This is a genomic window from Corynebacterium sp. NPDC060344 (genome assembly GCF_042725215.1).
Taxonomy (GTDB): domain Bacteria; phylum Actinomycetota; class Actinomycetes; order Mycobacteriales; family Mycobacteriaceae; genus Corynebacterium.
On the sequence record NZ_JBHXCS010000017.1, the window covers coordinates 1 to 22914 of the forward strand.

Genomic DNA, 22914 nt, shown 5'->3' on the forward strand with positions numbered 1-22914 from the left:
GGTTAGATGTGGTGCGCCACATCTAACTGGCCACTCGGCGTCTATCTGCGTGGAGGTGCCGGGCTAAAGCTCCTCCGCGGCGAGTGCCCGCCACCCCTTCTTCGGGCCGGGCGCATCGCCGCAGGAGGAGACCACGCCGTCGGTGACGGTCTTCGCCAACTCCACCGCGACCTTCCTGCCGTCGCCGAATCCGACGACGGCTTTCGCGTCGGACTCCCCGCCAGCCTCCGCATCGGAGACCTCCACCGACGCCACCGCGTCGATGCCCCACTCCCCGATCGCTTCGCGCGCGGCGAGTTCGGCGACCTGCCCGCGTGGGTCCCACACCCCTCGGCCGCGGCAGCCGGCGGGGTGGAGGACGCCGGAGGAGGCGTCGACAAGCATCTCGTTGGTCGCCGCCGCCGACAGCCGACCGTACGAATAGTTCCACGGCAGCAGCACCAGCGCCGGCGCGAACCGGTGGCCCTTGGAATGCGAGGTCTCCCACACGACGTCGGGGTGGACGTTGTTCAGGGCCTGCGCGATCGGCCGGCCCTTCACGGCGCAGCAACGGTCGCGCTTGCCGTGGGTGCACACCAGCAGCAGGGGCTTGTCGACGACCCGCGCCCCCTCCGTCGGCCGCCCCAACCGGATGTCCAGCGACAGCATCTCCTCGACGTCGCAGACCTTGCGGACCTCCAGTCGCGGCGCGGCATCACCGGTGCCCGGCGGGCAGTGCGCCACGTACATGGTCACGCCGTCGCAGGGGATCTGGCCCAGGCGCCCCGGCTTGCGGATCAGCTGCAGCGCACCACCGCGCTCGGCCAGCCACGCCTTGATGCGGGCGGTGAGCTCATCGCCGAAAACGCCGCCGTCGAGGATGTCGCGGCTCCAGCCGTATTGGTGCTCGAGCGCGATGAACAGGGTGCCGCTTTTCGCCGTCCCCGGCAGCGGCTCATGTCCCAGGTCAGAGCACGCGGATTCCGTCATGGGGCAAGCCTAACAAGGTGGCATCGGTCACGTTCGAGGCCCCCGCAAGGTCACCGTTTTACAACACTTTGCGCACCGTCCCCGCCGACCTGGGGTTTTGCACCGTCCGATAATTGCCATTCAAGTGAGGCGGTCCTACGGTCGAATGCATGATGTTCGACCTCCGCACCTCGATCCGATCGAATCGTGCCGCCGCCCGCTCCGTGGTGGCGGTGATCGCCGCTGGCTCCCTGGCCTTCGGCCTCGCCGCATGCTCGCCGGAGGGCGAGCCCGACGTCGATTCGGCGGTGTCCATGAGGTCGGAGGGGGCGTCGGCATCCTCGGGCGCCAGCGGCAGCGGCAATGGCAGCAGCACCACGGGCGGTTCGCCGGCGACGCTGGAGGATGACGCCGCGCCGGAGGGCGATTACTCGGCCGCGCCGGCGGAGGCCGCCCCGGCGGATGGGTCCTACTTGGGCATCAAGGACGTCCGCATTGGTTCGCACGATGGTTTCGACCGCATCGTCATCGAGTTCATGGGCGACGGCGCCCCGGGTTACTGGGTGCGCTACGAGGAGATGCCGACCCAGCAGGGCAGCGGCAATCCCATCAGCGTCGGTGGCGCGCACAAGTTGGCCATCGATGTCCGCGGCACGGGTTACCCGTTCGATTTCAACGTCGACGATTACCCGAATGGGCCGGTGCGCCCGGAGGGCACGTCGGCGATTTCGGAGGTCCGCGGTTTCGGCACCTTCGAGGGCACGACCCAGTACGTGGCGGGCATCGACGGTGAGCGCCGCCCGTTCAAGGTGTTCAAGGCGGCCGATCCGACGCGGCTGATCATCGACATCCAGACGGGCTAGGTCCCCGACCTTCCTGCTTTGCGACGTCCCGGCGCCCGGTTCCTCCGGCGCCGGTTTTCTTTTACCCGTACCTCCCTTCGATGCGCCATTGGCCGGCGTGGCCGATGAGCAGGAACGCCTGCGGGCCGCGGGAGCGGGAGCCGTCCCCGTCGACGGCGACGTGCATGCGGGCGGCGCGGCGGGCGTCGTCGGGGGTCCACCAGCGTTCGTCGACGGGCCATGGCCCCGCCCATGCGGTGACCTCGTGATCGCGGCCGCCCCAGCGCAGGACGGCGGGCGGCGCGGTGAGGGTGCCGCGGCCGGTGACGGCGATGGATTCCCCGTCGGCGCCGTACAGCCCCACCTTCGACGCGGGGTGGCGCACCGAGGGCGACACCGGGGAGCCCGGCCCCGCCTGTCCCGCCTGTCCACCGGGCGTGACCGCCGGGTTCGGCGCCGGCAGCGCACCCGGCCACGGCCCGGTCGCGGCGGGGGCCTCCTCCCCCACCGGGACCATGACCACGCGTTCGCGGGGGCCGCGCCCGCCAACGTCGACGGGCCTGCGCACGGCCTCCGGGCCGAGGAGCCCCTGCACGCGGGCGGCGGCGCGGCCGGCCCGCTCCGAGGCGGCGTCGGCACCGCCCCACAGCGCATCGCGTTCGACGCCGGCGACGATGACCTCCAGCGGCTCCAGCGTCAGCGCCGCGATGCCGCGGGAATCAGGATCGTCTGAAACGGGGTCGCCGGGGTCGCCGACGCCATCGAATCCGTCGGGGTCTGCGGGATCTGCCGGTGCTGAGGAACGTGCGGGCGCGGCGCCCGCCGCGGCGATGGCGCGGCCGGTGAGCCAGCCGTCGAGCTGCCACCGCACGCGGTCGGCGGTGGCGGCCTCGTCGAGCGGCCCGGCGCAGCGCCACACGCGGCGCAGCTCGGAACCGTCGGTGAACTCCGCCGTCACCGCCAGCCGATGGCAGCCCAGGCCATGCTCCCGCAGCCGGTGATGCAGCTTCGCCGCCAGCGCGCGGGCGATGAACGCCGCCGCATCGACGCGGCCGAGCGTCTCCTCCGGCCGATGCACGATCGCCAGATCCCTCGGCGGCGTGCGCGGCGACACCCGCCGCTCCAGCTCCCCGGCCGCCACCATCCGCCAGCGGGCGCCCTCCGCGCCGAACCGCCCGGCGATGTCGCGCGCGGGCAACGCGGCGACGTCGCCAAGCGTCCGAAGGCCCAGGTCCACCCACGCCCGCCCCAGCGCCACGGGGAAATCCAGCGCCGACTCCGCGGCGACCTCCGCCAGCGACACCCCGCGCAGGAACTCCGGCCCACCACCGGCGGGCAGCTGCACCCCGCGCCGCGCCGCCAGCACCGCGGTGGTCACGTCATCGGCGATCCCCGCGAGGCAGTCCGCTCCGGCGAGGGCGGCGGCGTCGAGAAGCATCTCCACCGCCTTCGCCTCGCCCCCGTGATACTTCGCGGGACCGTCGGCGCCGAGGACCACCAGCCCCGGGCGCAGCGCCTCCACGCCCGCCGCGACATCGCCGATGCGGGCGAGCACCGGCTCGAACTCGCGGGCATCGCGCGACGGATCCGCATCGACGACCACCAGATCGGGGCACGCCGCCTGCGCATGCCGGCGCCCCTGGCCGCGCCGCACGCCCGCCCGCCGCGCCGCATCCGAGCAGGCGGCGATGGTCGTGTCGTCGACCACCGCGATCGGCGCCGCCGGCCCGGCATCGCCCGTCGCGCCGGAAAAACGCGCCGCCTGGATCGGCCAATCCGGCAGCCACAGGCCGAGGATCCGCGTCACGCCGCACCGCCCCATCACTCGGCCCTCCGCAGCGGGAACTCGGCGACGTTCGACGCACCCATCCCGTCCCACGCCGCGGCCGCCGCCTCCGACGCCGGGCAGTCGCCGATGGCCCACCGCACGCCGCGCTCGGGCCGCCCCGCACCCCGCGCCGTGACGTGGAACTCCACGCCGCGGATGCGCCCGTGCCCCGCGCTGAGCCCGTGAATCGCCGTCACCCGCGACGCCACCGCCACCTTCGCGCCCGGCCATCCCTCGCCGACGTGCAGCAGCGCGCACCCCGAACCGCGCAGCCGCGCCATCACGGGACGGGCGGCCGAGGGCGGCGGGGTACGGTCCAGCTTTACGACGACCACGTCCACCCCATCCGCCAACAGCCCCACCACCTCGAGAGGTGATTCGCCGGGCTCGGGGACGTCGAGCACCCGGGAGATGTCGCCCCCGTGTTCGACGATGCTCAGCGGGGAGAAGTCCGGCAGCCCGACGAGCGCGACATGCCCTCCGGCGACCGTGATTTCGGCGAGGATGCCCGCCACCACCGCGCCCGCGGCATCGATGGAGCTGACGGCGCCCTTGAGCAGGCCGCCGTCGAGAAGCTCCGACAGCCCCGCGGGGACCGGGACGCGGCCGTCGGGCACGCGCCGGACACCCGCGCGTGCCGCATCGTCGCGGCCATCAGCCGAGGTGGCTGCGAGGATCCCGGGGTCGCCGTCGCCGACGGTGCCGCCGGGGCCGTAGCCCTCGTCGACGCCATCGGCGGATTCGGGCACCGCCGCACCCAGGCCGGCCATGGATTTCCGCAGCGCGGCGACGGTGTCCTCGCGGTTGAGGCCGGACAGATCCGGCACGGCGCGCAACGCGGACATGGCGACCTCCCCGACCTTCGAACACACTTCCTACTTTCGAAAGTGTATGCGCATCCCGGGAATGGCGTCAACAGCGCCGGTCACCCTCCCGGCGCCACCACCGCACCGCCGCTTCCGCCCGTGCCGAGGAGATACCAACGCGGCGTCGACAACTGCATACGCCCAGGTCGCGGAAATCGGTGGCATCCTCTCGGCACGAGACGGACCGCACGAGGCGCCGATGATGCCGACGCCGCGGGAGAACTCCCCTACTTGTTGCCCGGCACGTCCATGACGACGTCGAACTCCAACAGGTTCGCGCCGTTGGCCACCGGCTTGCCGTGGCCGCCGGCGTGGGCGGCGCGGGCGTCGCCGTCGCGCCAGGCCACGAACGACTCCTCGTCGGCCCAGTGCGTGACCACGAAGTAGCGGTCCTCGCCGGCGGTGGGGCGCAGCAGCTGGAACCCCTCGAAACCGGGCTGGCCGTCGATGGAACCGGCGCGGGCGGCGAAGCGGCGCTCCAGCTCCTCGCCGGCACCCTCGGGAACGGAAATGGCGTTGATCTTCACGATGCTCATGCCCGCGAGCATAGCCCACCCTAACCTCTCGGGGAGGCCGAGTGCCCGTCTTCTTCCCCGCCCATCCAACCCGCCCCAGCGGCGAGTGACACACTGGAAGCAACGGTAACCCCGATGCGAAAGGACGCCATGACCGCCGCTCCCCGGAACGACACCTCCCCCAGCACGGCGGGAGACGTGGCGGCGGCACTGGCTCGGCGGCTCGGATCGCCCGTTCGCTCGGGCATCCCGGCGGCGTTGCTCGGCCTGACCGCCGGCGCGCTGGCCTGGCCGGGTGTTCCGGCGGCGGCGTGGATCACGGTCCTGGCCGCGCTCGTTCTTCTGATCATCTACGCATGGGGCATCAGCCGGACCTGGCCGGTTCGCATGGCCTCGAACGCGGTGGCCGACTGGACCAATGCGATGGATACGCTGGTCTTCCTGGGAGTGTTGTTCGGCAATCGCGCCATACGCCACGTCCTCGTCGAGGCGTTCGGGGTGCCCGTGCCGGCGGCGGTCGGAATCGTCGGTCTCGCCGCCACCGCGATCGCATGGTGGCGCTTCCGCCGCCCCGGCTCCGACATGGCGCCCCCGCCGTTGCCGCTGCCCGCAGGTTTCCCCGCCGGCTCCACGGCCCCGGCCGATCGCATCCTCGCCGTCCTCCACGTCGCGGGCGCCACGCCCGGTCGCCGCATCGTCTTCGCCGATTGCCTGCCCGACCTTGCCTCGCTTGACGACGCCGACGCCGCCTCCACCCTGGCCTCCCTCAGGGAAGACGGCGCCGTCCGCGTCCGGCGCAACGACGCGGCGCTCACCGAACGGCAGCGCCGGCGCGAGACCGTGCAGCTCACCGAACCCGAGGCAGCGGCCGAAGGGGCGGGCACGGCGGCGTCGTAAAGCAGAAGCCGCGCCCCGCCCCGCGCACGCGAAAGCCGGCCCCGGAAAAACCGGGGCCGGCTCAGGCGCACGGGAGGCCTACTCCCACTCGATGGTTCCCGGCGGCTTGGACGTGATGTCCAGGACCACGCGGTTGACCTCGGCGACCTCGTTGGTGATGCGCGTGGAAATGCGCTCGAGCACCTCATACGGCACGCGCGTCCAGTCGGCCGTCATGGCGTCCTCGGACGTCACCGGGCGCAGCACGATCGGGTGGCCGTAGGTGCGGCCATCGCCCTGCACGCCCACGGAACGGACGTCGGCGAGCAGCACCACCGGGCACTGCCAGACGATGTCGTCCAGACCGGCGGCGGTCATCTCCTCGCGGGCGATGGCGTCGGCGCGGCGCAGGGTGTCCAGGCGCTCCTCGTCGACGGCGCCGATGATGCGGATGCCCAGGCCCGGGCCCGGGAACGGCTGGCGGCCGACGATGGCCTCCGGCAGCCCCAGCTCGCGGCCCACGGCGCGGACCTCGTCCTTGAACAGCAGGCGCAGCGGCTCGACGAGGGTGAACTCGACGTCGTCCGGCAGGCCGCCGACGTTGTGGTGGCTCTTGATGTTCGCGGTGCCCGACCCGCCGCCGGACTCCACGACGTCCGGGTACAGGGTGCCCTGGACCAGGAAGTCCACGGTCTCGCCCTCCGGGGCGCCCTCCAGGGCGCGGGCCACGGCGCGCTCGAAGGAGCGGATGAACTCGCGGCCGATGGTCTTGCGCTTGGTCTCCGGATCGGTGATGCCGGCGAGCGCGTCGAGGAAGACCTTGCGGTCGTCGACGGTGATCAGCTTCGCGCCGGTCGCGGCGACGAAGTCGGTCTCGACCTGCTCGCGCTCGCCCTGGCGCAGCAGGCCGTGGTCCACGAACACGCAGGTCAGGCGGTCACCGATGGCGCGCTGCACCAGCGCGGCGGCCACGGCGGAGTCGACGCCGCCGGACAGGCCGCAAATCGCGCGGCCCTCGCCGACCTGCTCGCGCACGGACTCGATGAGCTCCTCGGCGATGTTCGCGGCGGTCCAGTTCTGCTCCAGGCCCGCGATCTCGGTGAGGAAGCGCTGCAGCACCTGCTGCCCGTACGGCGAGTGGTTGACCTCCGGGTGGTACTGCACGCCGGCCATCTTGCGCTCGCGGCACTCGAACGCGGCCACCGGCGCGCCCTTGGTCGTCGCGGTGACGGTGAAGCCCTCGGGGGCCTCCGACACGGCGTCGCCGTGGCTCATCCACACCTCATGGCTTTCCGGGGCACCGGCGTGGAGCACGTCCCCGCCCGCCACGGTCATGGTGGTGCGGCCGTATTCGCGGTCGCCGGTGGCGGCGACGGTGCCGCCCAGCGCGCGGGTCATGGCCTGGAAGCCGTAGCAGATGCCGAACACCGGGATGCCCAGCTCCAGCAGCTGCGGGTCCAGCGCCGGGGCGCCGTCCTCGTTGACGCTGGACGGGCCGCCGGACAGCACCAGGGCGCGCGGGTTCTTGGCGCGGATGTCCTCGATCGTGGCGGTGTGCGGCACGACCTCGGAGTAGATGTTGGCCTCGCGGACGCGGCGGGCGATGAGCTGCGCATACTGCGCGCCGAAGTCGACGACGAGTACGGGGTGATTTACCTGTTCAGACACACCGCGATCTTAGCGCACCATACGGATTGCTTTGCGACGGCCCGGCGCCCGCCCCGCCACCGTCACCTGCGCGTCGGCATGCCCAAATTCAGTGCCGCGGGCGCGCCGGCGGGGACAGCCGGGGCGATGGGGGCGACGGGCGCGACGTCGCGGTAGGCCTCGCCCTGCACCGGCCGGGCGTCGGCCTCGCCCTTGTTCGGCCACAGTGCGGTGGCGCGCTCGGCGATGGCGGTGATGGACAGCGACGGGTTGACGCCGGGGTTGGCGGGCATGGCGGTGCCGTCGGTGATGTGCAGCGTCGGGTGGCCCCAGACGCGGTTGTACGGGTCGACGACGCCGCGCTCCGGCGAGTCGGAGATCGGTGCGCCGCCGATGAAGTGCGCGGTCAGCGGGATGTTGAAGATCTCGCCCCACGTGCCGCCGGCGATGCCGCCGATCTTCGCGGCGACGCGGCGGGTGGCCTCGTTGCCCACGGGGATCCACGTCGGGTTCGGCTCACCCTCGCCCTGCCGCGACGACAGCATGCGCAGGGGCCCCCAGTTGCGCAGGTGCGTGGTCAGGCTGTTGTTGGAGTTCTGCATGACCAGCGAGATCACCGTGCGCTGCGACCATTTGCGCAGGTTGAGCAGCTGCAGCGCCACCTTCGGGTCCTTGGCCACGTCGCGGATGAGCTTCCACCAGCGCGGGCCGCCGGGGCCGCCGTCGGTCATGAGGGTCTGCAGCAGGGCGATGGCGTTGGAGCCCTTGCCGTAGCGCACCGGCTCGATGTGGGTGTTGGGCTCGGGGAAGAACGACGACGTGATGGCCACGCCCTCGGAGTAGTCGGCGTCGGGGTCGACGGTCGGGCGCATGGCGCCGACGATGGCCTCGGAGTTGGTGCGCGTGAGGTAGCCCAGCCGGTCGGACATGTTGGGCAGGTGGCCGTCGCGCTGCTGGCGGTGCAGCAGGTTCTGGCTGCCCCAGGCCCCGGCGGCGACGATGACGTGGTCGGCGGTGAGGGTGCGCCGGCCCTTGCGCACCCAGGAGCCGGTGCGTTCGGCGACCACGTCCCACGACCCGTCGGCGCGCGGGTGCAGCTCGCGGACGGTGGTGCGGGGGATGATGTGCGCGCCGCCGGCCTCGGCGAGGTGGAGGTAGTTCTTCAGCAGGGTGTTCTTGGCGTTGTGGCGGCAGCCGGTCATGCATTCGCCGCATTCGGTGCAGGCCCGGCGGTCTGGGCCGGCGCCGCCGAAGTAGGGGTCGGCCACCAGCTCGCCGGGCTCGCCCTCGCCGCCGGTCTTGGCGCCGAAGAACACGCCGACCGGGGTGGGCACGAAGGTGTCGGCGGCGCCCATGTCCTCGGCGACCTCGCGCATGACGCGGTCGGCCGGGGTGACGGACGGGTTGGTGACCACCCCGAGCATCTTCCGCGCCTGCTCGTAGTACGGGGTCAGCTCCTTCTCCCAGTCGGTGATGCCCGCCCACTGGGCGTCGCGGAAGAACGGCGACGGCGGCTTGTACAGGGTGTTGGCGTAGTTCAGGGAGCCGCCGCCGACGCCGGAGCCGGCGAGGATCATGACGTCCTTGAGCAGGTGCACGCGCTGCACGCCGAACAGCCCGAGCTTCGGGGCCCACAGGTACTTGTTCAGGAGCCAGCTGGTCTTGGCGAATTCATGGTCCTCGAACCGCCGCCCCGCCTCGATCACGCCGACGCGGTATCCCTTCTCGGTCAGCCGCAGGGCCGCCACGGATCCGCCGAAGCCGGAGCCGATCACCAGAACGTCGTAATCCCGCCGCACACCCATCGCCATACTTCCCTTGCAGATCACGGGCGGCAGCCGGGCCGGTGGCGCCGCCTCTTCCGGGCCACGCTAGCAGCGTTGCCGCACGGCAGGGCCGCTTTACGACGACTTGGTCGCCCGACCGGAACCGCGCCCCCGAAAGCAGGGGCGCGGCGCCGGGGACGGGGAAAACTAGCGGATGGACAGGTCCACGCGCTGGAAGGACTTCACGTCCGTGAAACCGCACTTGGCCATGGAGCGCTTGATGCCGCCGACCAGGTTGCGGGTGCCGAAGGGATCGGCGGTGGGGCCGAAGAGCAGCTCCTCCATGGAGGGGCGCTCGGCGGCGGAACCGGTCTCGGTGCCAGTCTCGGTGCCGGTCTCGCCCGGGGTCACCGCGCCCAGATCGTTGCTGTCCACGAAGCCGCGCGGGTACTTCGGGTGCGCGGCGGCAGACGGCCAGTGCCAGCCCTTGCCCGGCGCCTCGGCGGCGTCGGCGAGCAGCTGCGACAGGGCGACGGCGTCGGCGCCGCAGGCGATGGCCTTGGCGATGTCGCCCGCCGACTCGATGCCGCCGTCGGCGATGACGTGGACGTAGCGGCCGCCGGTCTCGTCGAGGTAGTCGCGGCGCGCGGCCGCGGCATCGGCGATGGCGGTGGCCATGGGCACCTCGATGCCCAGGGCCGACGGGGTCGTGGTCGTGCCCGGGCCGACGATGACGCCGGCGGCGCCGGTGCGCATCAGGTGCAGCGCCGTGCGGTAGTCCACCACGCCGCCGACGATGACCGGGACGTCGAGGGAACCGATGAAGTCCTTGAGGTTCAGCGGCTCGCCGTCGGAGGTCACGTGCTCCGCGGAGATCAGGGTGCCCTGGATGACCAGCAGGTCGATGCCCGCCTTGACCAGCAGCGGGGTCAGCTCGCGGCAGCGCTGCGGGCTCACGCGCACGGCGGTGATGGCGCCGGACTCGCGAAGCTCGGTGATGCGGCGAACCAGCAGGTCCTCGTCGATCGGGGCCGAGTGGAGCTTCTGCAGGACCTCGTTGGCGACCTCCGGCCGAGCCCAGTCCGCGCCGGACGCGGCCTCGACGACCTTCGCGATCGCCGCGTCGCCGTCCTCGTGGCGCGCCCAGATGCCCTCGGCGTTGAGCACCGCCAGGCCGCCCAGGCGGGCGAACTCGGCCGCCGACTCCGGGCCGGAGACCGAGTCGGTCGGGTGCATCATCAGCGGGAAACCGAACTCGTAGGCGTCGATGCTCCACCGGGTGTCCACGTCCTTCGACGAACGGGTGCGGCGGGACGGCACGATGGCGACGTCCTCGAGCTCGTAGGTGCGGCGGGCCTCGCGGCCCATGCCGATTTCGACCATGTCACGCAATGTGGGATTCCTTCGTTGTGCGCATTCCCGCTGCCGCCGCCCGGGAACGGGCCCGGACGGCGGCGAATGGGGCTAGCGCTGGTAGTAGTTCGGCGCCTCGACGGTCATCTGGATGTCGTGCGGGTGGGACTCGCGCAGGCCGGCGGCCGTGATCTGCACGAACTTCGCGTCGTTGAGCTGCTCGATGGTCGCCGACCCCGTGTAGCCCATCGCGGCGCGCAGGCCGCCGACGAGCTGGTGGACGATCGCGTCGAGGTGGCCGCGGAAGGGCACGCGGCCCTCGATGCCCTCCGGCACCAGCTTCTCCTCCGACAGCACATCGGCCTGGAAGTAGCGGTCCTTGGAAAACGAGCGCTTCTCGCCCGTCAGGCCACGGCCCTGCATGGCGCCCATCGAGCCCATGCCGCGGTACATCTTGTACTGCTTGCCGTTGACCACGACGGTCTCGCCCGGCGCCTCGGCGGTGCCCGCCAGCAGCGAGCCCAGCATCACGGTCGACGCGCCGGCGGCCAGCGCCTTGGCGATGTCGCCCGAGAACTGCATGCCGCCGTCGGCGATGATCGGCACGCCGGCCTTCTTCGCCGGCACGGAGGCCTCCATGATCGCCGTGATCTGCGGGGCGCCCACGCCCGCGACGACGCGGGTGGTGCAGATGGAGCCCGGGCCGATGCCCACCTTGATGGCGTCGGCGCCGGCCTCGATCATGGCCTCCGCCGCAGCACGGGTGGCCAGATTGCCGCCGATGACCTGGACTCGGTCGCCGAATTCCTTCTTCACCCGCGACACCATGTCCAGCACGCCGCTGTTGTGGGCGTGAGCCGTATCCACGACGAGGGCGTCCACGCCGGCGTCGGCAAGCAAATGGGCCCGGGTCCAGGAATCCTCGCCGGTGCCGATGCCCGCACCGACCAACAGGCGGCCCGAGCCGTCCTTGGAGGAATTGGGGAACTGATCCTGCTTGACAAAGTCCTTCACCGTGATCAGGCCCGTCAGCTTGCCCTCGCCATCGACGATCGGCAGCTTCTCCACCTTGTGCGTGCGCAGGAGATTCAGCGCGGCATCACCGGACACGCCCTGCTCCGCGACGACCAGCGGCATCGGCGTCATGACCTCGCGCACCGGACGATTCGGATCCGTCTCGAACCGCATATCGCGGTTCGTGCAGATGCCGACGAGCTTGCCCTCCCCATCGATCACCGGCAGACCCGAAATGCGGAAACGCGCGCACTTCTGGTCCACCTCGCCGATGGTCTCCTCCGGCGAGCACGTCACCGGGTTGGACACCATGCCGGCCTCGGAGCGCTTGACGATCTCCACCTGCTGCGCCTGATCCTCCGCCGACAAATTGCGGTGCAGGATGCCCATGCCGCCCTGGCGCGCCATCGCGATGGCCATGCGGGACTCGGTCACCGTGTCCATCGCCGCCGAAATGATGGGCACGTTCAGGCGCAGCTCCCGGGTCAGCTGGGTGGACGTGTCCACCGCCGACGGGATGACGTCCGACGCATCGGGGATGAGAAGGACATCATCGAAGGTGAGGCCGATGAGCGGGATCTTGCCCGCGTCATCGCCCCCCAAGCTGATTCCGGTGGGGTTCGTCATGGATGGTCGTCCTCCTGGTCGCGCCGCAGAAAGTTCGGATTACCGTACAGGGTAATCCCAATGCCGGACGGGTAGTAACTTGGCCCCGGCGCCCGCTACGGTGGGCGGTGTGAATCGAGATTTCTGGTCGTCCATGCCGCGTGACCCCTTCGAGGGGGACCCCGACGACCCGTCGCACCTGCTCGACGCCGACGAGCCGTTCGAGCCGCTGACGGACCAAGAGCGCCGCGAAGTCCTCGAGGACCTCGAGTCCGTCCGCCAGTTCCGCACCGTCCTCGGCCCCGAGGGCCTGTGGGGCGTGTCCATGACGTGCGAGGACTGCAACGAAATCCACTACTACAACTGGGACGTCCTGGAGACGCACTACCGGTTGCTGCTCAGCGGCAAGCAGTCCCCCGTCCACGAGCCGCAGTACGATCCCGACCCCTCGCGCTACGCGCCGTGGGAGTACTGCGCCGGCTTCGTCGACGGCCGCCGCGGGGCGTAGAAGGCGGACTCCCCGCTACTGGCCGGGGATCGGCGGCAGGCCCTGGCGGATCGCCTCAGGATCGGTGGTCGGCACCGACGGGATCCCGTTGACCAACGGCTCCCCCACCGTCTCCTCCGGATTGGCCGACGTCGACGGGGTGGCGGACTGCGTCACGGTCTGCGTGACCGTCTCGGTGCGCACCTCCGTCTGGGTCTGCGTCTGGGTGACCACGCCCGGCTCCAGCGTCTGCGTTTCGCGCTTGGTGGTGGTGCGCTCGTTGGTCACCGTCTCCGGGGCGCGGGTGACGGTGCGGACGCGCTCGACGGTTTCGCGCATCTGCGATTCCAGTGCGGGGCGGTCGGCGTCCTCGACCTCGGCCAGCAGGCGCTCGGCGCGCTCCAGCAACTCGGCGGCGCGGTCGGCGTCGCCCGCGCGACCGGCGGCATCGGCCTCCTCCAGCGTCGACGCCAGCTCCATCTCCACGGAGCGGTCGCCGAACATGGACACCCGCGCCGGCCACAGGGCGCTGCCCGGGGCGGCGGAGTGAATCGCCGACAGGCCACCGGCGACGAGCGCCAGCGACGCGGCCGCGCCGATCAGCGCACTGCCGAAGCGCGACGGCTTCCACCAGGACGCGGGCCCGGCGACGACCGAACCGGACGTGGCGGACGCGGACGTCGCGGACGCCGCCGTCGCGCCCGAATCCACCGGGATCTCCCCATCGGGATCGGCTTCAACGTCTTCTTCCGCGGCGACGACCTCGACGTCGACGACGTCACGGGCGGGCACGGCCACCGCCGGATCGATGTCCGGCAGCGGGGGCAGGTCGGCATCGGCGGAGGCGCGGGCATCTGCGATCAGGGACGCGAGGTACGAGTCCGTGCCGTAGACACCGGCACCGCACACGTCGCGGCGGCCGGCCGCGAGGGCATCGAGGAAGCGATCGTCCGCCGCCAGCTCCTGCGGGGTGGGCATCCGTTCGACGCCCGACACCGCATCGTCCCGCCGGGTTGCCCGGGGGTCACGGCGATCGCCCATCGCTGCCTCCTCTTCATGCCGATCATCCATGGTCAACGGGCCCTCCGGTTGTTTCCGGAGCGTTCCCGCGACGCCTTTTCCTCCACCACCGCGCGCAATTTCGCCAGCGCCCGGTGCTGCGCGACCCGGACCGCGCCGGGAGTGCTGCCGACGAGCTGCGCGACCTCTTCGGCCGGCAGCCCCTCGAACACCCTCAAGATGATGATGTCGCGGGCCTTGTCACTCAATGAATCGAGCAATTCGCCCACTTCGTTACCGGCATCGCCCAGGAGGACCGCATCTTCCGGCCCCTCCCCCGTGACGGGGGTATCCGGCATCGTTTCGTACGGGTACGACAGGTCCCTCGCACCGGCGCGGTGGGCATCGGCGACCTTGTGGGACGCGACCCCGTAGACGTAGGCCATGAACGGCCGGCCCCGGTCCGTGTAGCGGTCGAGCGACTTGGCCACCGCGAGCATGGTCTCCTGCGCGACGTCGTCGGCCGACACCGATCCGTCCTGGCCCATGCGCGCGCGGCAGTACCGGACGATCGGCGGGTGGATGTGGCGCATGAGGGAGTCGAATGCGACCGCATCGCCGTCGATGGCACGCCGCACCCATTCGCGGACCACGTCATCGTCGGCCATGCCACTCCTTCCCTCCCCGTTGCCGGCGGGGTCGTCGCTGATGCTCTTCGCGGTGGTGCAGCGCTGAAGTGCAGCGCGGTAGTGCAGCGCGGTCGTCCAGCACGGTGGCGCAGCGCTGAAGTGCATCGCCGATTGCCGCCCAATTCTACCCCACGGGTGACGCGGCAATATCCGGGTTACCGGGATTGCCGCACGTCGTGATCCCGGCCACGCTCGCGCCCCGATTACGTGCCGTCGACGACCGCCCAAATCCGGTGCGGGCAAGAAGTTCTCCCAAACTGCGCCGCGATTCTTCCGGAACGTAGCCGGGACTTAACCGGCGGTTCACAATCCCGGCCCACACTGGCCGCCGTGGACGCCCCGACGCGGGGCCGACGCGACCGGGTACCGCAACCCGCGGCCCCGAACCGCGCTCGACGCACATTCACGAGTGTCTTTCTCTAGGAGATTCCAGGCCATGACGCACATCAATCACCTCCCCGGACCGAACGCGGATCTGTGGGATTGGCAGTTGCACGGTTCCTGCCGCGGCGCGGATTCCTCCGTTTTCTTCCATCCCGAGGGCGAGCGGGGACGCGCCCGGGCGATGCGCGAGCTTCGCGCGAAGACCATCTGCCAGGCGTGCCCGGTTCTGGAGCAGTGCCGCGCCCACGCCCTGGCCGTCGGCGAGCCCTACGGAATCTGGGGCGGCATGAGCGAGGCCGAGCGCTCCGAGATCCTGCGCTCCCGTCCCCGCCGCAACCGCCGCGACAAGGTCCGCGAGACCGTTCTCGCCTAACGGACTCACCTAACTGCCCGGCTCAGCTGCCCGGCCTTACTTTTAGGCCCCGCCACTCGGGCCCCGGGAATCTCGGCACTCGGGGAATTTGGCACCAGCGGCGACACCCGGCGCCACGCGGCCCGTAGCCGCGCTGGATCCCGGCGCGCGCACTCGGATACCGGCCATCGCCGCTGAGGGCAACACAGCGCCACATTCACGTTTCCGCAGGTCAAGGCGGCGTTAGTCGTCGCCAAGCACTCCGGGATCCGCCGCTGGCGAAACCTGAGAAGAACCTATTCAAGATCAGAGCATTCGTGCCTCACGGAAGCGACCCCAACGGCACGAGATTGAATTTCGGACCCCCTTTTTCTTCAAGATCAGAGCATTCATGCCCCTCGAGGGGACCGCGGATGGCACGAGATTGAATCGATGGGGTCGCACCAACGACTTTTCGCGGTGCCATGCCCATGGAAGCGCCCTGGGCCCCTCCCCTTCCCGTTAACCCACCCCGAATGGCCAAAATGGCCCGTTACAGCGGGTGGGTTAGGCCATTCGAGGTGAGTTAACGCGCGGGGGCCCAGCGCTTGCGGGCGGATCTGCGCCCAACGACAACGACGTCCCATCCGACCGAGTGGCCGGATGGGACGTCGTCAAGCAAAAGGGACGGAACCGCGCGACTAGTGCGCGTGGCCGTGGCCCTGCTGCTCCTCCTCGGGCTTGTCCACCACGGAAACCTCCGTGGTCAGCAGCATCCGGGCCACCGACGCGGCGTTGACCACCGCGGAGTGGGTGACCTTCACCGGGTCAATGACGCCGGCGGCGATGAGATCGCCGTACTCGCCGGTCGCGGCGTTGTAGCCCTGGCCATTCGGCAGCTCGCCGATGTGGTGGACCACGACGGCGCCGTCGACGCCCGCGTTGTAGCCGATCCAGAAGGCCGGCTTGGTCAGGGCGCGGGCCAGGGCGCGGACGCCGATGGCCTCGTCGCCCTCGAAACCGGCGGCGAACTCCTCGAGCTCGCCGGCGATCTGCACCAGCACCGAACCGCCGCCGGCGATGACGCCCTCCTGCACCGCGGCGCGCGCGGCGTTGATGGCGTCCTCGACGCGCAGCTTGCGCTCGTTGACCTCGGTCTCCGTCGCAGCGCCGACGCGGATGACCGCGACGCCGCCGGACAGCTTGGCCAGGCGCTCCTCGAGCTTCTCGCGATCCCACGTGGAATCGGTGCGCTCGATCTCGTTGCGCAGGTGCTGGCGGCGCTCCTCGACGGACTCGGCCGTGCCGGCGCCGTCGACGATGACCGTCTCATCCTTGGTGATGGTGATGCGGCGGGCGCGGCCCAGCACCTCCAGGCCGGTGTCCTTCAGCTGCATGCCGGTGTCCGCGGTGACCACGGTGCCGTCGGTGACGACGGCCAGGTCCTCCATGAACTCCTTGCGGCGGTCGCCGAAGTACGGGGCCTTGACGGCCGCGACCTTCAGGGTCTTGCGCATGGCGTTGATGACCAGCGCGGACAGGGCCTCGCCCTCGATGTCCTCCGCCATGATCAGGGTCGGCTTGCCCGACTCCGCGATCTTTTCCAGCAGCGGCAGGAAGTCCGGCAGCGACGAGATCTTCTCGCGGACGAGCAGCACCTGCGCGTCCTCGAGGATCGCCTGCTGCGCGTCGACGTCGGTGATGAAGTACGGGGACAGGTAGCCCTTGTTGAAGGACACGCCCTCCGTCACCAGCAGCTCGGTGGCGATGGTCTGGGACTCCTCGACCGAGACGACGCCGTCCTTGCCGACCTTGTCCATGGCGCCGGCGACCAGGTCGCCGATCTCCTCGTCGCGCGAGGACACGGTGGCCACCTGCGCGATGGACGCGGAGTCGGTGACGGGGGTGGCCTTGGACTGCAGCAGCTCGGCGGTCTTCTCGGCCGCGGCGGCGATGCCGCGGTTGAGGGCGACCGGGTTGGCGCCGGCCGCGACGTTGCGCAGGCCCTCGTGGACGAGCGCCTGGGCGAGCAGCGTCGCGGTGGTGGTGCCGTCGCCGGCGATGTCGTTGGTCTTCACGGCCACCGACTTGACCAGCTGGGCGCCGAGGTTCTCGAACGGGTCCTCGACGTCGATGTCGCGGGCGATGGTCACGCCGTCGTTGGTCACCAGCGGACCGCCGAACGCCTTGTCCAGCACCACGTTGCGGCCCTTGGGGCCCAGCGTCACCTTGACGGCGTCGGCCAGCGTGTCCACGCCCCGCTTGAGGCCTTCGCGGGCCTCTTCGTTGAATGCAATGAGCTTGGCCATATGGGGTCGCCCTACTTCTCGATGACCGCGAGGATGTCGCGCTGCGACAGGAGCAGGTACTCCTCGCCCTGGTACTTCAGCTCGGTGCCGCCGTACTTGGAGAAGATGACGGTGTCCCCCTCCTTGACGTCCATCGGGATGCGGTCGTCGTCGTCCGCCCAGCGGCCGGGGCCCACGGCGATGACGGTGGCCTCCTGCGGCTTCTCCTTCGCGGAGTCGGGGATGACCAGGCCGGATGCGGTGGTGGTCTCGGCCTCGTTGATCTGGACCAGGACGCGGTCCTCGAGCGGCTTGATGTTGACGTTCGCCACGATGAATTCCTCCATGAGCGGGGCACCCGTCGCGGCCCGGTTCACCGGGCCGGGCGTCGGGCGCCTGGTTGATGTTCTTTGTGCCGGTTGGTCTGCCGTGCACAGCCGTCGTCGCGGGTGAACAACTGTGTGTCAAACAACCTGGCTGGCACTCTACCTTCGCGAGTGCCAGCACTCAACACCGGAGGGTGCGGCGCTTCGCCGGGAGTTTCCGGCACATGCTTTACGACGGCCAGCGCCCCCGCCCTGCGCCGCAGCCCCCGCGATTCGCCCGGCGCCGATACCGTGGACGGCATGTCTTCCACGGTCCTCATCATCGCGATGGTCGCCATCGCCGTCTTCATCGTCGGTTTCGCCGTCGTCGCGCGGCTGTTCATCGGCCGGCTCAAGGGCGAGGACGAGGAGATCACCCGCGCCAAAGAGGAAGGCCGCGAACCCGACGAGGACAACATCACCACGCGCTGAGTTTCCGCGCTGGATCGGTGCGCGATCAATGCGCGTGAGTTACCGCGCGACCACGATCGGCTCCTCCACCGGCATCGACGGGTCCGTGGCGCAGCCGTAGCCCGACGGCTCGGCGCCGGCAGCGATGAGGTGGGCGGCGATGGCGCCGATCATCACCCCGTTGTCGGTGCACAGGCGCATCGGCGGCACGTGCAGCGTCAGGCCGGCTTCCGCGCAGCGCTCCTCGGCGAGCTCGCGCAGCCGTGAATTGGCCGCCACTCCCCCGCCGAGCAGCAGCGTCGTCGCCCCGACGTCCTTGGCGGCGCGGACGGCCTTGACCGTCAGCACGTCGCACACGGCCTCCTGGAACGACGCGCACGTGTCGGCCATGTCGATGACGCGGCCCTCCCGCTCGGCGGTTTCGACGTAGCGGGCGACGGCGGTCTTCAGGCCGGAGAAGGAAAAGTCGTGCCGCGAGTCCTGCGGCCGCATCATCCCGCGCGGGAACTTCACCGCCGCCGGATCGCCCTCGCGGGCCAGCCGATCGATGACCGGCCCACCCGGATAGCCCAACCCCAACAGCCGCGAGACCTTGTCGTAGGCCTCGCCGGCGGCGTCGTCGAGCGTCGAGCCCAGCTCCGTCATCGGCCGCCCGGCACCGCACACGTGCAGCAGCTGAGTGTGCCCGCCGGAGACCAGCAGCGCCACGGCGTTGGTCAGGTCCGCGCCGTCGAGCGCGCCGATGGCCACGTGCCCGCCCAAGTGATTGACGCCGTAGAACGGAACGTCCCACGCCGCCGCATACGCTTTCGCACCGGCCGAGCCGACCAGCAGCGCGCCCGCCAGACCCGGTCCGACGGTGGCGGCGACGCAGTCGGGGATGAAGCGCCCCTGCCCCTCGGGCAGGCCGAGGGCGTCCCCGGCACGTCGCAAAGCCTCCCCGACCACGGGCTGCAGGGCCTCGAGATGCGCGCGCGAGGCGATCTCCGGCACCACGCCGCCGAAGCGGGCATGCTGCTCCATCGACGACGCGACGACGTCGGACAGCGTCTCCACCCGCGGGCGGTCGGCCGAGCCCTCGTGCCCCGCGGGCAGCGCCTCATCCCAGGTCACGCGCATGACGGCGGCGCCGGTCTCGTCGCAGGAGCTTTCGACGGCGAGGATCGTGCGGCTGTGCTGGGCGGCGGCGCTGGAGGTCATGCCCGGATTCTACGACCCGCCGGCCGCCGGGCGGCACATCGTGTACGCGTCGGCGCCGGACTGGCGGTAGTAGCGCTTGCGCACGCCCATCGTCTCGAACCCGTGGGCGGAGTACATCCCGATCGCCGGCTCGTTGTCCGTGCGGACCTCCAGGTACACCGGCCCCGGCGCGGCGTCGGCGGCGGCGAGCAGGTGGCCGAGCAGCTCCCGGCCCAGGCCGCGGCCGCGCAGGACGGGGTCGACGGCGATGGTGTGGATCTCGTATTCCGGCGCCGCCTCCGGCCCCAGCCGCGTGATGCCGCCGTAGGCCAGCACCCGGTCGGTGCCCTCGGCCGCGCCGCCGCCGGGGATCACCCAGCCCAGGTAGAGGTTGCCGGGGTTGGCCAGTTCGGATGCGAAGGCGGATTCGGGCCACGGGTCGTCGCCGGCGAAGATCTGCGCCTCCAGCGCCGCGCACCCGGAGGCCGCGCCCTGCGCCAGCCGCCCGAAGGTCGCCGCCGCGAGGAGCTGGTCCGGGTTGGTGCCGGGGCCCGCGGCGGTCACGGGGCGTCCTGCTTGGCGACGCCCACGTCCGGAATCGCAGGCGACTTCGGCTTGGGCTTCGGCGGCGTCGCGTCGGGGCGCCGGAGGTACAGCGGAACCAGTGGGGCGGCGGGGGCGGTGAGCGCGGCGGTGGCGCGGAAGGGCGTGTGGTCGGGCTCGCCGTCGCCGTCGGCGTCGGGGCCGTCTTCGTCGTGCTCGTGCTCGAGCTCGGCGATCGCCGCGGCGATGAGCCCGGCGGGAGTCGGGTAGGCGGCGGTGATTCGGGGGGCGGCGCTGGCGGTGCTGGGACCGGAGGTGGCGCCGGCGGTGTCCGTGGCGCCGAATCCGGCGGCGACGTCGGCGCACTTGGCCTCGTCGCCGACGAGGTGGGCGGGCTCGAAGTCCGGAACGTCCTCGGTGACGGCTTCCGAACAGGCGGCGGCGGACATGACGGCGGGGCCCCAGATGCGCTGGCCATCGCGGTAGGCGGCGACGTAGACCTCGCGACGGCGGGCGTCGGTGACGGCCATGACGTCGCCGCGCAGTGCCTCACCCGCTGGGTGCGCGAGTGCGTCGAGCGAGCAGGCGCCGTGGGCGGGCACGCCGCACGCGTCGGCGAAGGAGGCCGCGGTGGCCATGCCCACGCGCAGCCCGGTGAACGGTCCGGGCCCGCAGCCGACGACGACGGCGCCGATGGCCTCCGCGGCGGCCGCTCCCGACAGGCCGGCGTCGTCGAGGCACCGGCGGATCAGCGGCGTGAGCACCTCGTTGTGGGCGCGGGCGTCGACGTGGCCGGCGGCGGCGATCTCCTCGAGGATCGGCGCCACCGCGCCAGCGGCCAGACCCGCCCCGGGCAGCTCGGCGACGCGGACGAGACCGGCGGTGACCTGCGGCGTGGACGTGTCGACGGCGAGAACGAACATGCCCGTCACGATACCCGCCGCCACGTGACCTTCCGGGAGTCGTCGGCCGCGGAACGGTCGATGCTCACCAGCAGGTGCGAATCCGACAGCTGCTCGACCAGTCCGGCGCCCCACTCGGCGACGACGACGCACGCCTCCAGGTCCGTGTCCAGGTCAAGGGAGTCCAGCGCGTCGAGAGCGTCGAGGCCGCCGGCGGCGGACGCTGCCCCGCCGGCATCCCCCTCGCCCGGCCCCTCTTCGCCGAACAACCGGTAGGCGTCGACGTGGACCAGATCCGGTCCGGCGCCCAGGCCGCGGTGGTGGCGGGCGATGGTGAACGTGGGGCTGGTGACGCGGCCGCGCACGTTCATGCCCGCAGCGATGCCCTGGGTCAGCGTGGTCTTGCCCGCTCCCAGCGGACCATCGAGGATGACCAGGTCACCGGGGGCTAGCGCGGCTCCGAGTTCTTCGCCGAAGGCGCGCATGTCCTCGGCCGTCGGCAGGACGCGCTCACCGGATTCCGGGAAAGTGCTGGGGCGGGAAGTCATGGGCACATACTAATGCCCGGCATTGCGGGCCCCGGTTCCGTTGCCCTGCCGGCGTGCATCACCATCGCGGTCGAATCCGACACCAATACCCCGCCCAAACACGCCGCACCGGGTGTTGCGCCCCAGGTACCGGAGACAGGGTTCGGCTCTCTGGCATGGACCCTGCTTCCAAGACGCACCATCTGCGCGGAAGCTGATTGCGCCAACAAAATCTCTTCAATGCGATCCTCGAAAGAACCTGGGAGCTCACTCGATGCAAAGTCTGTAGCGGCTATATTGGGTGAAGTTGGGTTCATGATCGCTGGTCCGCCCGGCACCGCCCCTAAGAGCCTGACCGAAGGCGAAGCTGGATATTTTTTCGGCGCGATGGTCGACTATGTTTTACACAATCCCACAACGGACGATAGTTCATCGAAATGACGCTCGCACTAATGCTTCTAGCCACTTTGGCGATCATAACCGTCGCCTCACTCGGGCTCGACGGATTTGGATTTGTTTCGTCAATTATCAGCATCTTTAGCATCATTCCACTTATGATGTACATCAGCCCCGATATCAACTCTTTCTGGGACCTAATCCTCATAGGTTACCTAGCCACTGCAACAACATTTACATGGATGAGCTTTCAACATGGCAGTTTCAGACGCCTCGGGGCAGACTTTTACGTCGCCACTTTATTCTTGCCCCATCTTACAATATGGTCGATCCTGCGGCTCACAGCGAGGACCCGAGGGGCGAACGTGACCCGCCAATGCATTAGCCCATGGTCGATCGCAAACTACAAACCAACAAAGCGGAGAATGAACAAATAAGTCATCAAATTCAACCACCCGGCACATCCCCGTGACTGGCCGCGATGGCAGCGGGCCGTCAGTTTTACGGCCACCAATGCATCTCAAGCAATCTAGAGTCAGGCATCCAAGTAGTGATTTCCGGGAAAAGTATGATCCAGAGCGACAACAACCCTCGAGAAAGATCAGGAATTGAAAAGACTCATTTCTGCTGCACTAATTGCGCTCCCCAGCCTCGGGTGCCTATTAGTTAGTGTTGGGATCGCCCAAGAGATTGACGATCGAATCGCACAATTCGGCGCGCTCGCCGGCGGATTCGGCGGAATGCTCATTATCATTGCCGCCGCACTTCTACTAACTCCAAGCACTTTCCCATCTCTTCTTTGGCGCCGCATCGACAAAGAGTGCCACACTTCTTACCAGACATACACGGCAGCCATTATCCCGCTATTCATTGCCTTGTTTTGCCTGTATCTCTTCATCGGATCGTTTTATACACAACTTTTCCCCGCGTCAGCCAAAGCGCACCCATGGATCCTTGGCCCACTAGGGCTCATATCATTCGCAAGCTGCTGCTATAAAATAGTCTCAGGGTGGCCGCTTATCTATTCTGTCACCATCGCCGATACAGCTATTTCAGTGGTCAAGTCCAGGGAAGTGGTGTACGTACCTTTCGAATAAGCCGGACTATCTACCGGCATCCGGGTCCTGCCCGAGCAGGGCAATAATCGCCGAT

21 protein-coding genes are annotated in these 22914 nt (G+C 70.1%); 5 read left to right on the top strand and 16 right to left on the bottom strand.

Annotated features, from left to right (window positions below; all coding sequences use genetic code 11):
- Positions 1–63: 63 nt before the first annotated feature.
- Positions 64–969 (bottom strand): sucrase ferredoxin, encoded by a 906-nt coding sequence (locus ACFWGD_RS12655; RefSeq protein ID WP_377779048.1) that lies wholly within the window; start codon positions 967–969, stop codon positions 64–66.
- 149 nt (positions 970–1118) lie between these two features.
- Between ACFWGD_RS12655 and ACFWGD_RS12660 the strand changes: the two genes are divergently transcribed.
- Complete coding sequence (locus ACFWGD_RS12660) at positions 1119–1811, top strand: hypothetical protein (protein ID WP_377779049.1); 693 nt, start codon at positions 1119–1121, stop codon at positions 1809–1811.
- A gap of 61 nt (positions 1812–1872) precedes the next feature.
- On the opposite strand, the gene ACFWGD_RS12665 is transcribed toward ACFWGD_RS12660, so the two are convergent.
- The 3 genes from ACFWGD_RS12665 to ACFWGD_RS12675 all read right to left on the bottom strand — a co-directional run bounded on the left by ACFWGD_RS12665 (position 1873) and on the right by ACFWGD_RS12675 (position 5020).
- Complete coding sequence (locus tag ACFWGD_RS12665; protein ID WP_377779050.1) at positions 1873–3597, bottom strand: DNA polymerase Y family protein; 1725 nt, start codon at positions 3595–3597, stop codon at positions 1873–1875.
- A gap of 14 nt (positions 3598–3611) precedes the next feature.
- Entirely contained in the window at positions 3612–4463 is an 852-nt protein-coding gene (locus tag ACFWGD_RS12670; RefSeq protein WP_377779051.1) for a hypothetical protein, read from the bottom strand.
- Positions 4464–4711: 248 nt separating this feature from the next.
- The gene (locus ACFWGD_RS12675) at positions 4712–5020 is read right to left on the bottom strand and encodes an antibiotic biosynthesis monooxygenase family protein (RefSeq protein ID WP_377779052.1); all 309 of its coding nucleotides are present in this window, start codon (positions 5018–5020) and stop codon (positions 4712–4714) included.
- A gap of 129 nt (positions 5021–5149) precedes the next feature.
- Here ACFWGD_RS12675 and ACFWGD_RS12680 point away from each other — a divergent pair, with 129 nt between their 5' ends.
- On the top strand, positions 5150–5896 hold the full coding sequence (locus ACFWGD_RS12680; RefSeq protein ID WP_377779053.1) for a hypothetical protein: 747 nt from the start codon (positions 5150–5152) through the stop codon (positions 5894–5896).
- Positions 5897–5974: 78 nt separating this feature from the next.
- On the opposite strand, the gene guaA is transcribed toward ACFWGD_RS12680, so the two are convergent.
- From guaA to guaB, 4 genes are all read right to left on the bottom strand, one after another.
- The gene (gene guaA / locus ACFWGD_RS12685; protein ID WP_377779054.1) at positions 5975–7543 is read right to left on the bottom strand and encodes a glutamine-hydrolyzing GMP synthase; all 1569 of its coding nucleotides are present in this window, start codon (positions 7541–7543) and stop codon (positions 5975–5977) included.
- 62 nt (positions 7544–7605) lie between these two features.
- Positions 7606–9327, bottom strand: a complete 1722-nt coding sequence (locus ACFWGD_RS12690; RefSeq protein WP_377779066.1) for an FAD-dependent oxidoreductase — start codon at positions 9325–9327, stop codon at positions 7606–7608.
- 168 nt (positions 9328–9495) lie between these two features.
- Entirely contained in the window at positions 9496–10680 is a 1185-nt protein-coding gene (locus ACFWGD_RS12695) for a GuaB3 family IMP dehydrogenase-related protein (RefSeq protein WP_377779055.1), read from the bottom strand.
- Positions 10681–10752: 72 nt separating this feature from the next.
- Positions 10753–12282, bottom strand: coding sequence for an IMP dehydrogenase (guaB, locus tag ACFWGD_RS12700; protein WP_377779056.1), 1530 nt, complete (start codon positions 12280–12282; stop codon positions 10753–10755).
- A 133-nt stretch (positions 12283–12415) separates the two neighbouring features.
- On the opposite strand from guaB, the gene ACFWGD_RS12705 reads away from it, so the two are divergent.
- Positions 12416–12769 (top strand): DUF5319 domain-containing protein, encoded by a 354-nt coding sequence (locus ACFWGD_RS12705; RefSeq protein ID WP_377779067.1) that lies wholly within the window; start codon positions 12416–12418, stop codon positions 12767–12769.
- Positions 12770–12784: 15 nt separating this feature from the next.
- On the opposite strand, the gene ACFWGD_RS12710 is transcribed toward ACFWGD_RS12705, so the two are convergent.
- Together ACFWGD_RS12710 and shbA are read right to left on the bottom strand one after the other, a co-directional pair.
- Complete coding sequence (locus ACFWGD_RS12710) at positions 12785–13789, bottom strand: hypothetical protein (protein ID WP_377779057.1); 1005 nt, start codon at positions 13787–13789, stop codon at positions 12785–12787.
- A 32-nt stretch (positions 13790–13821) separates the two neighbouring features.
- On the bottom strand, positions 13822–14415 hold the full coding sequence (gene shbA / locus ACFWGD_RS12715) for an RNA polymerase sigma factor ShbA (protein WP_377779058.1): 594 nt from the start codon (positions 14413–14415) through the stop codon (positions 13822–13824).
- 457 nt (positions 14416–14872) lie between these two features.
- Here shbA and ACFWGD_RS12720 point away from each other — a divergent pair, with 457 nt between their 5' ends.
- Positions 14873–15193, top strand: a complete 321-nt coding sequence (locus ACFWGD_RS12720; RefSeq protein ID WP_377779059.1) for a WhiB family transcriptional regulator — start codon at positions 14873–14875, stop codon at positions 15191–15193.
- 659 nt (positions 15194–15852) lie between these two features.
- Here the strand turns inward: ACFWGD_RS12720 and groL are convergent.
- Complete coding sequence (gene groL, locus ACFWGD_RS12725; RefSeq protein WP_377779060.1) at positions 15853–17460, bottom strand: chaperonin GroEL; 1608 nt, start codon at positions 17458–17460, stop codon at positions 15853–15855.
- 11 nt (positions 17461–17471) lie between these two features.
- Positions 17472–17771 carry a co-chaperone GroES gene (gene groES / locus ACFWGD_RS12730; protein WP_377779061.1) on the bottom strand — a complete coding sequence of 100 codons (300 nt, stop codon included), beginning with the start codon at positions 17769–17771 and terminating at the stop codon, positions 17472–17474.
- A 294-nt stretch (positions 17772–18065) separates the two neighbouring features.
- Between groES and ACFWGD_RS12735 the strand changes: the two genes are divergently transcribed.
- A complete protein-coding gene (locus ACFWGD_RS12735) occupies positions 18066–18236 on the top strand; it encodes a hypothetical protein (protein WP_377779062.1) in 171 nt (56 codons plus the stop codon).
- Positions 18237–18275: 39 nt separating this feature from the next.
- Here the strand turns inward: ACFWGD_RS12735 and tsaD are convergent, their stop codons facing one another.
- The 4 genes from tsaD to ACFWGD_RS12755 are packed head-to-tail and all read right to left on the bottom strand — an operon-like array spanning position 18276 to position 21387.
- Positions 18276–19415, bottom strand: coding sequence for a tRNA (adenosine(37)-N6)-threonylcarbamoyltransferase complex transferase subunit TsaD (gene tsaD, locus ACFWGD_RS12740; RefSeq protein ID WP_377779063.1), 1140 nt, complete (start codon positions 19413–19415; stop codon positions 18276–18278).
- Positions 19416–19424: 9 nt separating this feature from the next.
- A complete protein-coding gene (gene rimI / locus ACFWGD_RS12745; protein ID WP_377779068.1) occupies positions 19425–19895 on the bottom strand; it encodes a ribosomal protein S18-alanine N-acetyltransferase in 471 nt (156 codons plus the stop codon).
- A 59-nt stretch (positions 19896–19954) separates the two neighbouring features.
- Positions 19955–20860 carry a tRNA (adenosine(37)-N6)-threonylcarbamoyltransferase complex dimerization subunit type 1 TsaB gene (tsaB, locus tag ACFWGD_RS12750; protein WP_377779064.1) on the bottom strand — a complete coding sequence of 302 codons (906 nt, stop codon included), beginning with the start codon at positions 20858–20860 and terminating at the stop codon, positions 19955–19957.
- Between the two features lie 5 nt (positions 20861–20865).
- Positions 20866–21387, bottom strand: a complete 522-nt coding sequence (locus ACFWGD_RS12755; protein ID WP_377779065.1) for a tRNA (adenosine(37)-N6)-threonylcarbamoyltransferase complex ATPase subunit type 1 TsaE — start codon at positions 21385–21387, stop codon at positions 20866–20868.
- Positions 21388–22914 lie beyond the last annotated feature (1527 nt).

Coding starts and splice junctions, on each gene's coding strand:
- ACFWGD_RS12735 (WP_377779062.1), top strand. CDS start 18,066: ATGTCTTCCACGGTCCTCATCATCGCGATGGTCGCCATCGCCGTCTTC.
- guaB (WP_377779056.1), bottom strand. CDS start 12,282: ATGACGAACCCCACCGGAATCAGCTTGGGGGGCGATGACGCGGGCAAG.
- tsaD (WP_377779063.1), bottom strand. CDS start 19,415: ATGACCTCCAGCGCCGCCGCCCAGCACAGCCGCACGATCCTCGCCGTC.
- ACFWGD_RS12670 (WP_377779051.1), bottom strand. CDS start 4,463: ATGTCCGCGTTGCGCGCCGTGCCGGATCTGTCCGGCCTCAACCGCGAG.
- ACFWGD_RS12720 (WP_377779059.1), top strand. CDS start 14,873: ATGACGCACATCAATCACCTCCCCGGACCGAACGCGGATCTGTGGGAT.
- groL (WP_377779060.1), bottom strand. CDS start 17,460: ATGGCCAAGCTCATTGCATTCAACGAAGAGGCCCGCGAAGGCCTCAAG.
- ACFWGD_RS12660 (WP_377779049.1), top strand. CDS start 1,119: ATGATGTTCGACCTCCGCACCTCGATCCGATCGAATCGTGCCGCCGCC.
- ACFWGD_RS12675 (WP_377779052.1), bottom strand. CDS start 5,020: ATGAGCATCGTGAAGATCAACGCCATTTCCGTTCCCGAGGGTGCCGGC.
- shbA (WP_377779058.1), bottom strand. CDS start 14,415: ATGGCCGACGATGACGTGGTCCGCGAATGGGTGCGGCGTGCCATCGAC.
- ACFWGD_RS12690 (WP_377779066.1), bottom strand. CDS start 9,327: ATGGGTGTGCGGCGGGATTACGACGTTCTGGTGATCGGCTCCGGCTTC.
- ACFWGD_RS12655 (WP_377779048.1), bottom strand. CDS start 969: ATGACGGAATCCGCGTGCTCTGACCTGGGACATGAGCCGCTGCCGGGG.
- ACFWGD_RS12705 (WP_377779067.1), top strand. CDS start 12,416: ATGCCGCGTGACCCCTTCGAGGGGGACCCCGACGACCCGTCGCACCTG.
- ACFWGD_RS12755 (WP_377779065.1), bottom strand. CDS start 21,387: ATGACTTCCCGCCCCAGCACTTTCCCGGAATCCGGTGAGCGCGTCCTG.
- ACFWGD_RS12710 (WP_377779057.1), bottom strand. CDS start 13,789: ATGGGCGATCGCCGTGACCCCCGGGCAACCCGGCGGGACGATGCGGTG.
- ACFWGD_RS12680 (WP_377779053.1), top strand. CDS start 5,150: ATGACCGCCGCTCCCCGGAACGACACCTCCCCCAGCACGGCGGGAGAC.
- tsaB (WP_377779064.1), bottom strand. CDS start 20,860: ATGTTCGTTCTCGCCGTCGACACGTCCACGCCGCAGGTCACCGCCGGT.